The sequence below is a fragment of the Phycisphaeraceae bacterium genome (assembly GCA_019636795.1).
In the GTDB taxonomy this organism is placed as follows: Bacteria; Planctomycetota; Phycisphaerae; order Phycisphaerales; family UBA1924; genus JAHBWW01.
Genome location: JAHBWW010000004.1, coordinates 132,671 through 151,121 on the forward strand (window position 1 = coordinate 132,671; position 18,451 = coordinate 151,121).

9 protein-coding genes and 1 CRISPR repeat array are annotated in these 18,451 nt (G+C 62.4%); of the genes, 2 read left to right on the forward strand and 7 right to left on the reverse strand.

Going from position 1 to position 18,451, the window contains the following annotated elements; all coding sequences use genetic code 11:
- Nucleotides 1–450: 450 nt before the first annotated feature.
- From KF757_09660 to KF757_09690, 7 genes are all read right to left on the reverse strand, one after another.
- Nucleotides 451–1,134 (reverse strand): hypothetical protein, encoded by a 684-nt coding sequence (locus KF757_09660; GenBank protein MBX3323242.1) that lies wholly within the window; start codon nt 1,132–1,134, stop codon nt 451–453.
- Nucleotides 1,135–1,751: 617 nt separating this feature from the next.
- Nucleotides 1,752–4,623: a CRISPR direct-repeat array (repeat unit 36 nt; unit sequence GTTGCGGGTTGCTCGCGGGCTGCGATCGATTACACT).
- Nucleotides 4,624–4,672: 49 nt separating this feature from the next.
- On the reverse strand, nt 4,673–5,002 hold the full coding sequence (gene cas2 / locus KF757_09665; GenBank protein MBX3323243.1) for a CRISPR-associated endonuclease Cas2: 330 nt from the start codon (nt 5,000–5,002) through the stop codon (nt 4,673–4,675).
- A complete protein-coding gene (gene cas1 / locus KF757_09670) occupies nt 4,993–6,102 on the reverse strand; it encodes a type II CRISPR-associated endonuclease Cas1 (GenBank protein MBX3323244.1) in 1,110 nt (369 codons plus the stop codon). Before cas1 ends, cas2 begins: the two co-directional genes overlap by 10 nt.
- Before the next feature lie 78 nt (nt 6,103–6,180).
- Nucleotides 6,181–10,236 carry an HNH endonuclease gene (locus tag KF757_09675; GenBank protein MBX3323245.1) on the reverse strand — a complete coding sequence of 1,352 codons (4,056 nt, stop codon included), beginning with the start codon at nt 10,234–10,236 and terminating at the stop codon, nt 6,181–6,183.
- 464 nt (nt 10,237–10,700) lie between these two features.
- Nucleotides 10,701–12,824 (reverse strand): hypothetical protein, encoded by a 2,124-nt coding sequence (locus KF757_09680; GenBank protein ID MBX3323246.1) that lies wholly within the window; start codon nt 12,822–12,824, stop codon nt 10,701–10,703.
- Nucleotides 12,825–13,285: 461 nt separating this feature from the next.
- Nucleotides 13,286–13,717 carry a hypothetical protein gene (locus KF757_09685; protein ID MBX3323247.1) on the reverse strand — a complete coding sequence of 144 codons (432 nt, stop codon included), beginning with the start codon at nt 13,715–13,717 and terminating at the stop codon, nt 13,286–13,288.
- Entirely contained in the window at nt 13,698–14,252 is a 555-nt protein-coding gene (locus tag KF757_09690; GenBank protein MBX3323248.1) for an SRPBCC family protein, read from the reverse strand. Before KF757_09690 ends, KF757_09685 begins: the two co-directional genes overlap by 20 nt.
- Nucleotides 14,253–14,779: 527 nt before the next feature.
- Between KF757_09690 and KF757_09695 the strand changes: the two genes are divergently transcribed.
- Complete coding sequence (locus KF757_09695; protein ID MBX3323249.1) at nt 14,780–16,099, forward strand: DUF2130 domain-containing protein; 1,320 nt, start codon at nt 14,780–14,782, stop codon at nt 16,097–16,099.
- Nucleotides 16,100–16,102: 3 nt separating this feature from the next.
- Nucleotides 16,103–17,881 (forward strand): AAA family ATPase, encoded by a 1,779-nt coding sequence (locus KF757_09700; GenBank protein ID MBX3323250.1) that lies wholly within the window; start codon nt 16,103–16,105, stop codon nt 17,879–17,881.
- The last annotated feature ends 570 nt before the right edge of the window (nt 17,882–18,451 follow it).

Here is an 18,451-nt window from a genome sequence, read left to right on the forward strand (position 1 = left end):
GGTCAAGATCCTCAGTTTGTTCCAGAATACTCGTCTTGTTTCGGCCGAGCCAAGCCGCGCTCCCAGGAGCAGGACACACATGGACTCAATCGACCCGACAACGCATTGGGCCGACATGACTGGCAGCATCCGGCGAGCCGCCAGGTGGTGCGGGCAACCGGACTCGTTCAACGTTCCACGTCGAGCGTGGGGGCAGGGCAGGATGCCATTCGTGATCTCACCCCATCGTGCTATCACCCCAGGCGGCCGTGCCAGCGCGCAAAGCAGGACGAACTACTCTTCAAGTTACCTGCTGTTGTGCGAACTGCAAGGCAGAGAGGAAAATTATTTTGGCTCGTGGAGGCTGGCCCGATGCTGCCGGCGCATGAAAGTGGGGTTGATCCCGGAGGATCAACCCCATGCTGTGGCGTGATATGAACGCTGCGCGACGTGCGCTGCGTTTCGAGGGCTTTACGCTGCGAGCGTGAGGCCGCTGTTACCGTCTTCGGTCTCCTGCTGGTTGCCGGTGCCGAAGAAGATGGTGCTGACGTCGCTGGGCACGCTCGACCCGCCGGCCCGGCTGGCGATGACGCGGTAGGTCGCGCTCTCGAGGCCCACGGGCAGGGCGGTATCGATGAATCGCTGCACTTCGCTGGTGCCGATGAGTGTCCAGCCGCTGACGGGCTGAGTGGGGGCGGTGGTGCGGCGTGCGATGTTGAATGAAGTTCCGCCCTTGCGGGTGCACTTCCAGGTCAGCACCACCTGGCCCGCGGTGTTGAGGCGCGAGTTCAGATCGGTGGGCGTCGGCGGCGGGCCGAGCGGCGAGGGGTCGGCGGGCGGAGGGACCGAGGCCTGGGCGTAGATGGATGGGTCGTTGTTGATTTCGGCTCCGGCCTTGATGAGTGTGATCATGTCACCGCCAAAGGCACGAAGCAGATCGGCGTGCTGATGGAAGAGTAATGTTGCATCCTTCGATGCTATGCGTGCTGCAATTGCGGCAGTCTGGGCATTCTGAGCTTCATTGAGCAATGTTGCAAGCTGTGTCACCTGGGCCATGGTTAAGTTGATCGCCGTTGGACTTGAAGCCCACGAGGCGATACGGGCGGCGAACCACGCAATCATTTGTTCGCGCGACTGAGGCAGGACTGTTGCCATAATAAAGCTCCTTCTGCGGCTCAGCGCAGAGTTGTCTTCGACAGGGCGCTGCGGCTGATGCCACATTCAAGACGCCCTGCCAATGTTGGAAGTGTGATCGACGCATGCGGTCGGTGAATGAAATGGAATCTTCAAATTGTTGAAGTTTTTTTCATCGCCCCTGCTCAAAGGCATAGAGAAGGAGGATCGCGGCCCATGACAAACCCGCAATGTGGGGGGAATCCTGTCGAAGTGGCACAACCGGGCGGGCTCATTCATAACGGAGCCATCGCTCCGCTGTCAGGTTCGTGACGTGCGAGTCCTGCCGACTCACCCATTGTTGAGGCTGATGAGCGCCATCAGACCCAGGACCGTGGCGATGCCGGAGAGAAACCCGAGCAGCCACCAGATGGGGCGTCCGAGCCGTAGGGGGAGCGGTGTGGTGAGTCGTCGTCGCATGGTGGGCTGCGAGTGTAACAGATGTGGACGAGGCTCGAAAAAGCCGGAGCGAGGGTGAGTGAGTGTGTCTGTGGTTGAGCGAGCGTTTCTGAGGCATGAGCCTATTTCACATAGGGTCGGATAGCGCATCGTGCCCCTGTGGATGGCCCGCAACGAAGGGTCGGAGCGCAGCGACGGGCCTTCGTTGCGGGTTGCTCGCGGGCTGCGATCGATTACACTGCCTTTTCCTCTCGCGCCCTACCTCACTATGTTGCGGGTTGCTCGCGGGCTGCGATCGATTACACTTGCGGCCGCGATGGCCGCCGCGATCGAGCCGTTGCGGGTTGCTCGCGGGCTGCGATCGATTACACTGACCGCGGGCACGGGCCGCGTGCGCAGGCCGTTGCGGGTTGCTCGCGGGCTGCGATCGATTACACTAGCCATGGCGTGCTTATCATCGGCGCCTTTGTTGCGGGTTGCTCGCGGGCTGCGATCGATTACACTACGACGCGCAGCGTGTACGTGACATCGATCGTTGCGGGTTGCTCGCGGGCTGCGATCGATTACACTGACCGCGGGCACGGGCCGCGTGCGCAGGCCGTTGCGGGTTGCTCGCGGGCTGCGATCGATTACACTGCGGCCGCGATCGAGAGAGGAATCGTTCAGTTGCGGGTTGCTCGCGGGCTGCGATCGATTACACTGATTGAACCCGCTGTTGCCGTTCCATGCCCGTTGCGGGTTGCTCGCGGGCTGCGATCGATTACACTGCCTTTTCCTCTCGCGCCCTACCTCTCCATGTTGCGGGTTGCTCGCGGGCTGCGATCGATTACACTTGCCTCACGCAGGCGTGTGCGATTCTGCAGTTGCGGGTTGCTCGCGGGCTGCGATCGATTACACTGCGCGCGAACGTGATCACCGGCGTGCGGCTGTTGCGGGTTGCTCGCGGGCTGCGATCGATTACACTGGCCTTGCGGAGATTCACCTGTCGGTCATAGTTGCGGGTTGCTCGCGGGCTGCGATCGATTACACTGTTCGAGCGCAGCGGCGCGCCGTTGCTCATGTTGCGGGTTGCTCGCGGGCTGCGATCGATTACACTGGCCGAACTGTGGTATCTTCTTTGCCACTTGTTGCGGGTTGCTCGCGGGCTGCGATCGATTACACTGCTGAGTTCCGGCGCCAACGTCGATTATCTGTTGCGGGTTGCTCGCGGGCTGCGATCGATTACACTGTCTGATCACACCCTGCCCTCCCCTTCCCCGTTGCGGGTTGCTCGCGGGCTGCGATCGATTACACTCCATGCCGACGACAGGCGCGACGAACTGCCGTTGCGGGTTGCTCGCGGGCTGCGATCGATTACACTGGAACGCGGCCGGCCAAGTGTGCGCCGTTTGTTGCGGGTTGCTCGCGGGCTGCGATCGATTACACTTGACACCATGCGGGCCACGATGATCGGCTGTTGCGGGTTGCTCGCGGGCTGCGATCGATTACACTTGCTCTTCGATCGTGCGGCGGATCTTCGCTGTTGCGGGTTGCTCGCGGGCTGCGATCGATTACACTCTCGTTCGTCGTACCATGCGTGAGGTGCTGTTGCGGGTTGCTCGCGGGCTGCGATCGATTACACTGAGGCGCGGCGGTTCCTTGCAATCCTGCCCGTTGCGGGTTGCTCGCGGGCTGCGATCGATTACACTGCAGCACGCGGCCGCGAACCTGATGCGAGCGTTGCGGGTTGCTCGCGGGCTGCGATCGATTACACTGTCCGAGGCGATACAGCCACACATCATTCCGTTGCGGGTTGCTCGCGGGCTGCGATCGATTACACTATACGCCGAAAACATGCGTTGTGCGTTGTGTTGCGGGTTGCTCGCGGGCTGCGATCGATTACACTGCTGCGGTTCGTCAAGACCGACGCGAGCAAGTTGCGGGTTGCTCGCGGGCTGCGATCGATTACACTCCTGCCCCGCGTCGGGCGTCGCGTCCGCGTGTTGCGGGTTGCTCGCGGGCTGCGATCGATTACACTGCAGTCAGTGTGGGCTACACCACGCGCGAGTTGCGGGTTGCTCGCGGGCTGCGATCGATTACACTCGACGACGCGATTGCGTCCGCGTGGCACTGTTGCGGGTTGCTCGCGGGCTGCGATCGATTACACTTATGAGCACCACGAGCACCACGAGCACCATGTTGCGGGTTGCTCGCGGGCTGCGATCGATTACACTCTGGGCTTGGTCTCTGTGTTGGTGTTCCATGTTGCGGGTTGCTCGCGGGCTGCGATCGATTACACTGAGACGCGTGATGAGCGTGATGAGCGCGACGTTGCGGGTTGCTCGCGGGCTGCGATCGATTACACTACCCGCGCCGCGCTCCGCGCTTGACCGACTGTTGCGGGTTGCTCGCGGGCTGCGATCGATTACACTGCGAATGCCGCGCTCACGCGCCCGCCGCACGTTGCGGGTTGCTCGCGGGCTGCGATCGATTACACTAGCGCGGCCAGCGCGCCCTCATCGCCCCGGGGTTGCGGGTTGCTCGCGGGCTGCGATCGATTACACTCATCACGTCTTTGACACAACTGGCGTCGTGGTTGCGGGTTGCTCGCGGGCTGCGATCGATTACACTCGTGCCGTCGGCCTTGTTGGGCAGCAGGATGTTGCGGGTTGCTCGCGGGCTGCGATCGATTACACTCTTCGCAGCCGACTGGCTCGAAGGACTCATGTTGCGGGTTGCTCGCGGGCTGCGATCGATTACACTGCCAACGCGCGTGCGATCTGATGGGCGTCGGTTGCGGGTTGCTCGCGGGCTGCGATCGATTACACTTCCAGCCACGCGCTGGGTCGCGACCTCATCGTTGCGGGTTGCTCGCGGGCTGCGATCGATTACACTTGGGCAATCCAGACCCAATCAAGCCACCCCGTTGCGGGTTGCTCGCGGGCTGCGATCGATTACACTTGGTCGCGGGCCCGATCTCGATCTCGGTCAGTTGCGGGTTGCTCGCGGGCTGCGATCGATTACACTGATTCGACGCTGAACGAGCGAACGATCGCAGTTGCGGGTTGCTCGCGGGCTGCGATCGATTACACTAGACCCGCCGCAAATATCGCCCTGACAGGCACTTGCACGCGAGTCGCCGTCAGAAAAGTTCCAGTTGAGCCGGGGCCGGCTCTGGTTTCTGTCGCTTTTTTCCCCAAAATACTCGCATCCTCTCGAACTGCTTGTCCGTGATCGTGATGACCCGCACTTCCCCATCGGGCGGCACCGCTGCCTCGACCCGTTTCATGTGGACTTCCGCGTTTTCGCGGCTGGCTGCATGACGAATGTACACGCTGAACTGCATCATGGCAAACCCATTCTTGAGCAAGGCTTTGCGAAACTGCGCATACTCCTTGCGAGCCTTCTTCGAGTCCACCGGCAGGTCAAACATTGCCACTACCCACATGAATCGGTACCCGCTCAGGTGCATGGCCGGTCATCCTCGACTTCCGGCGGTTTCTGCCCGGTCTGGCTTCGACGGCGGGACTCGTGCCACCCTTCCGGGCGTTCTTCGTTGGTGCCGATGAGTGTGGATAACTCCGGATCATCATCGAATTCCGTCAGCCTTTCATCGCCTGTCTGGCCGTACCACGGCACGGGCACCTCGAGCGCATCCTGCTCGCCCAGCAGCACGCGGACGAACGACGCGATATATCGACCGATGGCAACCTGTGCCGGCCCGAAGCCGTCGCCGACGCGGACCGGGGCCGAGAGTTGCAACAGCAGTTCGGCCTTGGTGGGCTGATCGAGCCCGAGCGCGCCGCGCTGGGCCAGCGCCCGCACCTTCCAGTCGATCATCGGCCGCAGAGGTTCGACAAGGTCGTCGGCCAGGCAGAACGGGTTGTCGCGGCGTCGGTGCTTGATGCCCAGAGCGGGCAGGAGTCCGGCGGCGATGATGGCTCGCGCGACGGCCGCCCGCAGCACCGCGTAGCCGTAATCGAGCAGGTTGTTGGGCGGGGCCGCGTCGCGGTCGCCGGGCCTGCGGCGGAAGGGCTGGCCCACGCGCTCGATACCCGCAAACAAGGCGGGCCAGTAGCGCTGGGCAGCGGTGGCTTCGGCGTTGTCGGGGTCGCCGCTGCGTACGCGGGCGGCCAGGGCCCGCAGCCGCGACTGCGACGCCGGATCGTGCGACAGATTCTCGGCCTGAGCCTTGATTTTGGCGGTGACGATGGCCTGCCACAGGCGCTTGAGGCACGGCTTGCTTGCGCTCAACTGGGCGTCGAGCCGATCGAGCAGTTGCGTGTTGGTGCTCAGCGGCAGGTACAAGCCGCAGGGCTGATGATCGCGGCCGCACACAACCAGGGCTGAGCCGTGCTCGGCGAGTTTGACCAGCGCTGCGTGCGAATAGGTCGTGTCGCGTTCATCGACGACCAGCACGCCCAGATCCTCGATCGGGATCGAGCCCGCGAGGTTGGCCGGGCGTGCGGGCAGTCGCTGCGGCTCGCGCTCGCAGCGCAGGATGAGCAGTTGCTCATCGCGCGTAGCGAGGTGGGCGGGCTCACGGCTGATCTCGACGGTGCGGCGGATCACCGGTCCTCCAGACGGGCAGGACGGCTCACCACAGGAGAACAAAGCGCACTGCCGCAAAGCTAGCGAAAAATATGGAACTCAATCACGTTCGAGCACGGTGACCGTGCCCAGCGGGCTGATGCGAACCTTGACCGCGTGCGGATGACCGGGCGGGGCCAGGGATTTGAGGACGTTTGGTGAGACTTCAAACTGTTCTCTGACAGAGTCGCTGACCTTTCTGCCCTCTGAGTCCTTTCTGCCGGTGGCGGCTCTCGCATCCCAGTGTGGCACCAGAATGATTCTGCTCGTGCCGAAAATCATGGCAACCACGAAGTATCCTGGAATTCCTGAGGTTTTGTCTGCCATGTACAGCGTTTCACCCTCACTCAGGCTCATCAGGAACGCGCCGCCCTTCTTGTCGTTGTCGCGACGATCGACGATCGGGTGGGCCTGCTCAATTTGACGGATAATGGGTCGCCAGCGATTCTTTTCGGCAGCAGGCAAATCGCGATAAACCTTTGGCTTGGGCACACCCGCCGCGCGAAAGGCTCCCAAACGAGCGAGATTGCGCTGCGCTGCTTCAAAGGCTGACACAATTTCGCCAGTCCACACCGCCTGCCCCGTCTTGTCGGGTGCGACGCGGATCTCAACATGATGGTTGTTGCCACCAAGATATGCACGCTTTGATGCGGGGTCGTCATCGCGAATCATGCGACCAGTAGAGTAATCCATCTTCTTACGGTCAATGAGCACCGGGTCGGACATGGTGCGCAACAGGACGACGGACTTGATGGGCACGCCCGATGCGTGGCGAATCTTGCCCGCCTCGACCAGCTTTTTGAGTTCGTTAGCCTTGAAGTTGTCGGGATCGAGGCCGTTCTCATAAAGGCACAGGCGCAAGCGGCGACGCAGATCAGCATCGCGCACGATTCCGCTGATCTCAGGCGGGGGGTCAATCGTTGCTGGCGTATATGCGGGGGACTTGATCAACTCGCGAGCCCATTTGCGGGCAGCTTTCGCTTCAATGCCCTTTTCCTTGATGCGGCGGTCGGCTAACCGATCGATGGCCTCCTTGGAATTTTCCAAGCGAGGGAGCCGCAAATGGTTTGGTGTCAGTGCCAACACACTTTTCTTGGCCGTGTACAAATTGGTCAGGTTTCCTTCTCGATCCAGGACCGGCCCATGGAGCGTCTTCTGATGCAGCGCCCCGATGAGTTTGCGCTTTACTGGCCGGTGGCACACCGGCACGATCGAGCCGCGCTCGCCATAGACCGATTCCTCGACAGCCGCGCGGAACGCGTCGCGCGACGTGAACGGAGCGGGCACTGGCAGCGGGTTGGCCCGACGGTAGTTGGCCATCTGTTCTTCGTCGGCCGTGTTGATGCCGTCGATGTCGGCCTGCTTTTCTCGAGCGTCCCACGCCCGCTGGATCTCGGGCGTGCACAGCGCAATGACGATCGCATCGATCGCGTGGTGGCGGTGATCGCCGCGATCCTTCTCCTGGCGGATGTGCTTTTCCGTGTCGCTCAGATCATGGGACCGCTTGTCGTGCGGATCGAAAAACAGGCCCCATTCGCGGCGAAGCCGGCTTGTCCACAGGCCATCGGTCGCGTAGATGCGGCGCGTGCCGCCGCGTTCGGGCAGGCCGGTGCCGTCATAGAGCGCGTCAGCCAGATACGCCATGACCTGCCGCGCGGCGTACTTGGTCGCGGCCTCCTGCCGGTTGGTCATGTCCTGAATGTCTTTGATGTCCTTCTTGAACTGCTCGAGTTTGGCGCGGTCCTCGCGCTCGATGAAGTACGCGCTCCACAGCGGCTCACCGGTGGCGCTCTTGAGCTCCGACGGCTTAGGCCGCGCGCGATCCACATAGATCCCTTCAACGAAGCGCAGACCTTCATCAAAACCGCCGGGCAACTTCTCGTTGAAATACTGCCGCGGCGTGCGGCGACCCATCTCCCGATTGCACTTGGTGTGCGACAGGACGATGTTCGACAGGCCGTTGTGTCCGCCACTGGCGCGGGGGATGATGTGCGCGACTTCGCAGCCTTCTCCGTTTGCCGCGTTTCTGGTCGTCAATCCGCCCTGCCCGCACAACGGGCAGACACCGCCCTGCTGCACGCACAGGATGACGCGATCGACGGCGGCCCGCTGCTGCGTGCTCGTCACGCCCGGAGCATCAAGTTTGAAGTCCCGCACAATCTCGTTGCGGATGCGGTTGCGCAGCCGGTTCTTGAAGAGCAGTTTGTCCGCGTCTTTCGCGCCCATCTTCGCTTCGCGCGCCAGTTCGATGGTGATGGTGTCGGGCTTGCGGCCGAACGCGGTCATGTACTCAACAAGGTGCCGCCGCACTTCGTGGATCGCCTTGCGCACGACCGGGTTCGAGATGAGCGGCGCGGGCGGCGGCTCGGCGAGGGGGTGGCCATCGGGGCCGATGACCGCCGAGCCGTCGGGCTTGCGCAGGGTGTGCTTGCCCATGTAATAGCGGTCACGAGCGGTCGCGCCCTTGGCCCCGGTCGCGTAGCGGCGGCGGGTCAGGTCATCGAGTTTCCGCCCGCTCTGCACGTCAAGAGAATCGTCATCGGCCGCGATCACTTTGCGGACCTCGATCTGGGTGATCCAACGCGCTGTCCCTGCTTCATCGGTCCACGCCTGCTCCATCACACTCAGGATGTTGCGCACCGCGCGGCGGCTCATGTTCAGGCGCCTGGCATCGGGTCGCGGGCGCGTCTTCCACGCTTCGATGAGTCGATCAGCACGCTCTTCGTCGAGGCCGCCCCATGACATGACTCCTGCCTTGAGTTTCTTCGCGTCGTCTGGTTCATCGGGATCGAAGCGCAGGATCGCGCGATTGAAGCCATCCTTCATGCGCTCGCTCATCGCGTCCCACGCTTCAGCCCCGATCGCCCCGTGCACGATCTCGCGGCTGAACCAGTCGGTGTTGATCGTGCGGTCATCGTCGCTTTCGATGTTGAAGCGGTAGTGCGAGGTTTTGCTTGCGCGTCCCCAGCCTTCGGCGCTGGTTCCCATCAGGTTGCGCAGGTCCGTCACGCTGACCGTGCGTTTGGGTCGCTCGGGCGTGATCTTAACTTCACCCGTCTTGCGGTCCTTCTTTTCTGACGCCGCAATCATGCCCAGAGGCCCACTCAGGTACGCGATGATCTTTTCGCGCTCGTCGGGCGTGAGCGGGCGTGCGGATTGGCCGCGTTCGATGATGCGCAGGTTGTTGACCGTCTCGATGACCAGAAAGCGGCTGGCGTAGCGGTCGGCGTGCGCGATGCAGCGCTCTTCGGGGTGCAGCACGCAGCGGCCCAGCGTGCCCAGATCCCACGTCGCGCGGCGCTGGCCGAAGAGCAGACCCTTGTGTTTCCACACACTGTCGCCCTGTTCGTTGTCGAGCAGTTCACAGAGTGTGCCGGTGAGCAGTGGGGCGAGCGCACCGCCGAACTTTTTCTGTGCAGTCCAGAGATGTTTGAACTCATCGCGGATCATCGGGCGATCGGCGCAGCGCTCGTAACTGCCCGCCTTGTTGCGTACAGGGTTGCAATACTCGCGTGGGCCGCCTTTGGCGCCGGTAGTTCGCCCGTTGCTTGCTTGAATCGGCGTTCGACGCTCATCGCGCAGCATCGCGATGAACTCGCCAAAAGTCCGGACCTTGCGCACAATCATCTCGGCCCGCACGGCACCGATGGCAGCCTTGACTTTGCCGTCTTCGCTCTCGCTCGCTTCCTCGCCGTCTTCCGGGTCCGCGATGGACAGGCCGAGGGCACCGCGTCGCTGCGCCAGATGCAGCAGTACGCGTCCGAACTCATATGGCGAGAGAGCCTCGCTCAAGCCGCGGCGGCGCAAGTCCCACGGGTCGGTGGTTTCAAGGAGTTTCTTGAACTCTTCTTTCGTGGGCGGCAGCAGATCCGCGTCGATCAGGGCCAGACGCAGTTCGCGTTTGCGCTGGGCGCGGCGGGCGAGCGTGATGCGCGTGCGGCGTGCATTGCGGCGATTGGCGTTCTTCGGGTCGCCGCGCTTGTCGTCGGTCTCATCAACCCCGGCGGGGAAGATGGAGATGCCGCGCGTGATGGTGCCGGTCTTCGCGTCGATCCACGCGGACCCGACGGAGTTGGACCCGATGTCGAGGCCGAGGACGGTTGTTTGTTGGGGCATGCGGTGTCTCCTTGACGATCAGTTCCCTGACAATCACATTCTTGACAGGCAATGTATAGGCCGTTATACTTCCGTCAGTGTAATCGATCGCGGCCCGCGGTTTCACGCAACAAGAGAAATCGCAGGCACCGCCCCCTGGTCAAACAGGGTGCGACCGCCGCAGCCCGAGTCACCCTCGGCCTTCGGCTTTTTTTATGGGCCTGATCGATCCTTCGATGGCTCGAAAGCCTCGAAGCGGTGCAGACACCCCGCCGCGACTCCGCTTACAGATTGCGGGCGACCCAGGCAGCCACATCCGCAGAAAAACCGCCTTCCTGCCCGCTGCCTTCACCAGTGCCTAGTGCCTAGTGCCCCGTACCTAGTGCCTGATTCCCGGTGCCTGTTGGCACCAACTTCACCAGCACCTCGGCTTCACCCACTCTCCGCTCCACCAACACCGCGGCTTCCTCTTGCTTCTTCGCTTTTTACGCCGCCTTTCCCTGCCGTGTGCGTTTCCCGGCGGCTTGTCCTTCGTGCGTGTCCAGCGTGAGCACGTCGCTGACTTCGCCCTGGTCTGTGCCGCGGGAGGCTTGGATGGTGTACTGCGGGCTGGCAGCGTTGCCGAGCACGTCTGCAGTGGGGTCTGCGGTGGGGGCGGTGGGGACGGTGGCGTCGGTGAAGGTTGCGACGCGTGACTGGTGCGTGGTGCCGGCCACCGTGCCGATGATGGCGAACTCACGCTGGCCGGGGAGCCTTCGCGACACCGTGAAGGTCACGCCCGCGCCGGCGGCCGCGTTGACGCAGCGCCACGAAAGAGTCACGCTCCCGTCGTCGTGGCGGGCGAGTGTGCACTCGCGCGGCTTGCCGGGGAGTCGCGCGGCCGAGTACGGCGCGTCCTTTGAGAGTTCGGCGGGATTGACGGGCGCGGCCGCGCTGGGCAGTTCGCCCGCGCGCGGGAAGTTCACCCGTGCCTCTTGGCCCCAGGCCTCGCGGGCGGCGTCGTCGTACGCCAGCGCCGCATCTTCTTCGTCATCGAAATGGCCCAGCACGCGGTGCACATCGTCCACGCGGATATTCGCCGCCCACGCTTCGTCGCGCGTGGTCCAAAAGACGCCCTTGAAGCGCGAGGTGGTCGGCCGCCCCGAGCGGTGCAGGAGTTTGAACGCGGCGCGGGTGCCCTTGGCGAACGTGCTCAACACGAGGTTGGCGCGGCGGCAGTCGAGAGAGTTGCCGTTGGCGTGGACGACGTGCTCGCCGGGCCTGTCACTGGTCAGGCCCATGATCAGACGGTTGAGTTGCACGCGTTCGATGTCGCGCGGGCCGACGAGGAAGACCACGCCCTTGCCGGCCCTGTCGCCTTTACGCATGGCGAAGTTCCACTTCCTGCCCTGCACGTGGTGGAGGTCCGCCTCGTCGATGAGCGCCTCGAGGTATCCATCGAGTGTGCGCAGCGGCACGCGCCATACGCCCGCCCGCGCGGGGTGCGGATCGGGGTAGGGCTGGCCCACCTTGTCGAGTTCATCGCGCAGGCGCGTGATGTCGGCGGCGGCGTAGAAGATTGGGTTGCCGGTCGTGTCCTTGACGCGGTAGCGGGGGATGGAGATGTGCCCGGCTTTTTCCCAGCCACAGAGGGTGGTCGTGCTGATGAGCAGAATCTCGGCGGCTTCGTGACGCGAAAGCATGGGCACGCCCGGCGGGGGCGCGGGCAGCCCGCGCGGCACGCGGTACGCGTTCATCTCGCGCACGGGCTTGCCCTCGGGATCGAGGTACGTCGGCGCGGGGATGTTCCCGTCGGGGAAGTTGAGCAGGGCCGCATCGCCGTACATCTCTCGCGCGGCGGCGTCGTAGGCCGCGGCGGCTTGCGCTTCGTCGCGGAATCGGCCGACGACGCGGTGGGTCTCGCGCGAGCCAATCTGCACCTTCCAGAGGCACCGCTGCGTATCCCATCCGACGCCCTTGTAGGCCGATGCGGCTTCGCTCCCGCCGCGACCCTTCGTTTTGGGGCGGCGGCGGATCACTTCGGATCGGGTTGTGATGACGAGGTTGGCGCGGCGGCAGTCGAGCGGGTCGCTGTTGATGAAGTCCACGATCTGATCCCGGCATTCCGGGGCGTCCACGCCCATGATGACGCGCTTGAGGGGGACCATGCGCTCCGTGACCGTCGAGAGGATCACGTCCAGGTCTTTGCCGCCTTTGCTGTATGAGACGTTCCAGTGCTTGCCTTCGACCTTGGGCAGATCCTCGGCATCGATGAGGGCGACGAGCCGGTACTTGTCGCTGCGGATCGGCACGCGGTAGACGCCGGGGCGCTGCGGATCGGGATGGGGCTCTTCGAGTTTTCGCAGCTCCTCACGCAGGCGCGTCAGGTCCTCGACAGCGTACAGGACCGTGAGCCCGGGTCCCGCCGGCGCGCGGTAGCGGGGGATCGTGACGCGCCCGTCGCGCTCCCAGATCCCGAAAGTCCCGAGGCTCACGCCCATGAACGCGGCGGCCTCGGGCCGCGACAAGACGGCCACGCCCGGGGGCGGCGGCGGGAGTTTGCCGGGCGATCGGCGCGGGCGTTTGGGCGAGTCGGGTGTGGGCGATTCTGAGGTGCGTTTGGTTCTCATGACACAGTGCCTTTGGGTTTGCGGGTCCATCGTGCGTGTCGGCCATCGGCCTGCCAGAGATCACACGGCCACTGTGGCCGCGTTCGTTGCGCTCCACGGCCCGCGCGCTCCGCTGGTGCTCACCCGGCGCGCGAGGTCATGGACCTGCATGCCGCCGGTATCGTCGTGATGGAGCGATCAGCACCAGAATTCGCGTGCGTGTTCGTCGGCAACATCCCATGATTGGGCGTGGTGCGTCTCGGCCTGCTTGGTGCCCGCTTGGTGCCCGCGATTAAATGCACGAACCCGTGCCACCGTTCGCCGGTTCCTCCGGCGAGCGGTGCGGATGATCTGGGATCATCGGGCTTCGCTCTCATCGGGGGCGTGTCTCGCATGGCTGCATGCACAGGCTCTCAGGTGCGATCAGCGGCATCGGGCGAGAGTGGAATCCAGGCCGACCCTTTACTCATCTGCCGCTGGTATCACCGGTGAACTGCGGCCGTTGGTGAGCGGTCTAGATCTCGGCGTTCGAGCAGAAGTCGATTGCGAGGAGCGGCGACTTCATCAAAGTAGAAGGCCAGCGTGCCGGGGATGCAACACAGGATCGAGGCGAACGCACACTTCTCAGCAGCATCCACGGCTGCTCGCAGCGTGAGTTCGCGGCCGTCCAGTTCCGGGTTGTCCGAGATGAGGCGACACGTCACTGGCGCGCCCGCCTTATTGAGCAGATCGAAGACATCGGCAGAGGATGGCAGTGAACGGCAATAGCGACGGTCCCAGTCGGTGAAGTGGTTCAAGTCATCCAAAGCCTGGCGGCGTCGTGTGCGACTGCCGAGCAGCGCAATGTAGCGATCACGCTTCGCCGGTACGACAAAACTGCGGATGGTGGCTTCCTCATCGGGATGGAGCGTCATAGGAACCCTCACGACTCGCATCGCGGATCAACGGTTGTTCGGCATCGCATTGTTCTCCCGCGCTTGTGATGTAGCGGCGCCATTCGTCTGACTCCGCCATGGACTTGAGTTCGGCGGCGCGCTTGGCAAGAAATCTCTTCATGTAGCCGGTCAAGAACATACATTCTGCAATTCGGCCGAGCATTCCATATGGAGCGCGAAAGTGAAACTCATCCTTCATCACCGTTCCTACACGGGACTCGGCAAACCGATGGAAATGCTTCATTGAGGCGAAGGTGCCGCGTATCATCTCGTCTGCGAACAGATGGGGTCGAACGAAGGCCGTGATCTGGACGGAGAGTTTCTGCCTGATGCAAAAATGAGTCGCTTCCCATGTGACGGTCTCACCGAGTTCGATGAGGCCCGATGTGCGTCCAGCGACGGGCCTCTCGCGAGATCCTGTCGTGCTGGCCATGTGAGCGTCGATGCTCCGAGCGAGATCGAACACGCGTTCAATGGGTGCAGCGATCTGAGTTTCGAGTTCGATCAGGGGCATTTCAGTTGTCGGAGAACAGCTGATTGAATGGAATCTCGTGCAGCCATGGTAGTCGGGCATGCCATGCGTGAAACAGTGTAGCGCTGTACACAACAAGAACAGGCTGGTGGCATCGATCGCGCAGACATCCTCTGCCGTGCCACCGTTGGCCGGTTCCTCCGGCGAGCGGTGCGGATGATCTGGGATCATCGGGCATCGCTGCCAACCCATTGCCATCGCTCTCATCGGGGGCGTGTCTCGCAGGGCTGCATGCACAGGCTCTCGGTGCGATCAGCGGCATCGGGCGTGATGGAGCGATCGAAACGACGCGGGCATGGTGTGGCCACAGATCCCGCGCAGCCCGGAAGCGTGCCGCCCGCGTATCCAAGTCGCCCCCGCTCGCTCCGAGTGAAAAAGGGGAAACGCTCACCACGCTCATCCTGCGCTGCAAGGTGCCTTGAGCGGGGGTGCCGGGGGCGGCAGCCCCGGCAGTGTTGTCACGCGACACTCCTCGTACACTTACCCAATCTGTACTCAGGGGCCAACACATGACCGACGTGAAAATCGAGTGCCCACACTGCCACAAGTCTTTCAAGCTCAATGAGACGTTGGCCGCGCCGCTCGTAGAGGAGACTCGCCGCAAACTCGAAAAGGAGTTTGAGAGCAAGGAAGAGGACTTGGACGCCAAGCGCAAGGCGTTTGCTGACGAGCAGACGGCCGCCGAGAAGGTACGCAAGGACATTGAGAAGGAAAGAGCGGCGCTGGCAATGGAGCGGGAGAAGATCGACGAGCAGGTTGCCGAACAAGTCGCTGAGCAGCGAGCCACGATCGAGCGCGACGCCGCAAAGAAGGCCAAGCAGAAGTACGATGAGAAAATTGCCGAGCGTGATGCGGAAAAGGAAGAACTCGAAGAGGCGATGAAGGAGAAGGACATGAAACTCGCCGAGGCTCAGCAAGCGCAGAAGGATGCCATCCGCAAGCAGCGAGAACTCGACGAGAAGATACGCGAACTGGACCTTGCCGCGGAGAAGAAAGCCGCGGAACTGGTCGCGCCCCAACTGGAAAAGGCCAAGAAGGATGCCGAGGAGGCCGCCCGGCTGCGCATCGCCGAGAAGGACAAGGTCATCGAAGCCCAGAAGGAGCAACTTGCTGAGGCTCAGCGAAAACTCGAACAAGGCTCTCAGCAGTTGCAGGGCGAGATTCAGGAACTCGATCTTGAAAAGCGGCTCGCTGACGCATTCCGTCGCGACACCTTTGAGGAGGTGGCGAAGGGGCAGCGTGGGGCGGACATGCTGCATCGCGTGCTCAGCGAAACAGGCCAAGCCTGCGGCTCGATCCTCTGGGAGTCCAAACGTACCAAGAACTGGGACGGCAAGTGGCTGGACAAACTGAAACAGGACCAACGGGCGGCTAAGGCCGACCTCGCCGTGATCGTGACACAGACGATGCCCCCGGGTTTGGACACCTTCGCCGAGATCGAGGGGGTGTGGGTCACGACGCCCGCGCTTACGATCGCGCTCGCGGCGGCGTTGCGGCACGCGCTCACCGAAGCGGCGCTGGCTCGGCGGGCGACCGAAGGCCAGCAGGACAAGATGGCGATCCTCTACCAATACCTGACCGGCCCGCAGTTCCGGCAGCGCGTCGAAGCGATCAAGGAAGCCTTCACGGCGATGCAGGCCGACCTTATCACCGAGCGCACGGTCTACGAGCGGCACTGGGCAAAGCGGCAGAAGCAGATCGACCGCGTAATGGCATCGACCGTTGGCATGTGGGGCGAATTGCAGGCGATCGCGGGGGCATCGCTGCAGCAGATTGAGGGATTGGAGATGAAGGCGCTTGAAACAAGCACTCAGGAAGGGGAGCAGTAAGTCATGCAAACACTCTCAAAAGTCTCGATCTATAACTTCAAGTCCTGCAGGAATCTCGAAGATGTCGAGTTCGCCGACTTCACTCCGCTCGTCGGCTACAACAACGCAGGCAAGTCGAATGTGCTCGCGGCCCTTCAATGGGTGCTGAAAAAATCCGTTCTGCCGGAATCCGCCTTCTTTGACCCGGCGTCGGCTGTTCGGGTCGAAGCCCGCATCACCGGCCTGACCCAGAAGATCATCGACAACCTGGGCACGACCCACAAACCGAAGATCGAACCCTTCGTCAAAGACGGCGTCGTCGAGATTCAGCGTGAACAGCCCAGGCCCGGTGGATCAGCCAGCGACATCAAGCTCAAAGTCAGAGATCTGTCGAAGCCCGCTGGCGATGCTGCCGCTTGGAAGGAGAATCCGTCCGGCATCGACAACGCGATTTCCGCTCTCTTTCCGGAGCCGATCTCAATCGCTGCGATGGACGATGCCGGAAAGGACATCGGCAAGTTTGAGACAGGCTCAACAATCGGCAAACTCATCGCCAAGTTGATGACCGCGATGAAGGAGACTCAGGGCAAGGAAATCGCGAGGCGATTGGACGAATTGCGAAAGTTGCTCGATGCCGAGGGTGACGAGCGTGCGATTGAACTTGAGAATTTTGACAGGAAGGCCAATGGAATCGTAGCGGAGTTTTTTCCAGGCGTCGAAGTAAGAGTCCACGTTCCTGCCCCGGAACTCACCACCATGTTCAAGGCTGGCACGATTAAGGTCTATGAGACGAATGGAGCCGGTCCGGTTGATCCGAACGGACGCGATGTGTCATCGCTTGGGCACGGCGCTCAGCGCGCCATTCAGATGGCGCTGATCCGACAACTCGCGGAGTCAGCGGAAGCCAGCAAGGGCGGTCGGACGCTTCTTCTGATCGATGAACCCGAACTCTACATGCACCCGCAGGCCGTTGCAAAGGTGCGCAGCGCGCTTCGCAAACTCTCGTCCGGGCCCTATCAGGTCATCTTCACGACTCATTCTCCGCTCATGATCGGGCGGGACGAGATCGGTGCGGTTCTGGTACTGTGTAAGAACGACGCGAACGGCACGACGAAGCGCAAGCGTCTCGCGCAGGCCATTGCGGCATTGGAGAAAGAAGCACAGGCGCAGCTGGACGAACTCTTCAGCGTCGAGGGCGCGGGCCAAGTTCTCTTCTCTGACCGTGTTATTCTCGCAGAAGGAAAGACGGAGCGGGAGTTGGTTCCCGATCTGTTTGAAGCCCTGTACGGTGCTCCGCCTGCCGACCACCGCATAGGTTTCGTTGCGTTGGATGGCTCCGGCAACACAGCCAAATGCCTGAAAGTCCTGGGTCAGATGGGCATCCCGACGCGAGCGGTCGTGGACTTGGACTATGCGTTTAGAGGAGCCGTGTCGTCGAAGGTGCTCGACGTGAACGATGAGGACATTGCGGCATGCAAGGCACTGTGTCCGGCGATCGCAGATGCGATGGGCGTTGCTTTGGGAGACGACGGTTTCTTCAGCAAGCACAAGCGGAGGGAGTGCTTTGAGATACTTGCTGCGGACGTAACTGCAGAGAAGTACATCTCGTCGTTGCACACCAAGCTCAAAGACAAAGACATCTGGCTATGGACGAAAGGCGCGATCGAGCCGCATGTGGGCCTTACGTCGAAAGACTACAAGGCTTGGCACGCGATGCGAAAGGCTCTGCAACAGAAGAAGCTTGGTGCCGTCGCCGATTCTACAGGGGTGGAAGCATGCCTGCGGTGGCTGGCCGGTGAGTAATACCTGTAGTATTTTGCAATTCGATCGCTGCGCATTCTGATCGCTTCCTCTGCCCCACCGGAGTAGGATCAAGTGAACTCGACCGATTTCATGGGTTGCGCTGCGATCTAACCGTGGCTACAACCCCGCGCCCTGTCGGGGCGACGACGTCACACATCGGCGGCGGGTGCGCGGCCCGCACTGTTTGTCACCGCAGTGTCTGCTGGCCAGCATTGGCCAGAGGCTTGATCGGGCCAGCACTGGTCATTGGACTGACCATAAAACTGGCCATAAAACTGGCCTCAGGTCGGGCATGTGCCCCGGTCCGCGATAAAAACGCCGCGTGCGAGCGATGCGGGCGGGGCCGGAGCGGTTGCGGGGCCGAGAACAGCGGTTTTGTCTTCGAGAAGAGGCCTTTTGTCTTTCAGAAGATCGCTCTTCGGTTCCAGAAGAGCGACATTCTGTTATAGAAGAGCGACATTCTGTTCCAGAAGATCGCTCTTCTGCTTCACAAAAGGCCTCTTCTGCTTTGCAAGAGCGACATTCTGCTTGGGAAGATCGCTCTTCGGCTCTACAAAAGCGATCTTCGGC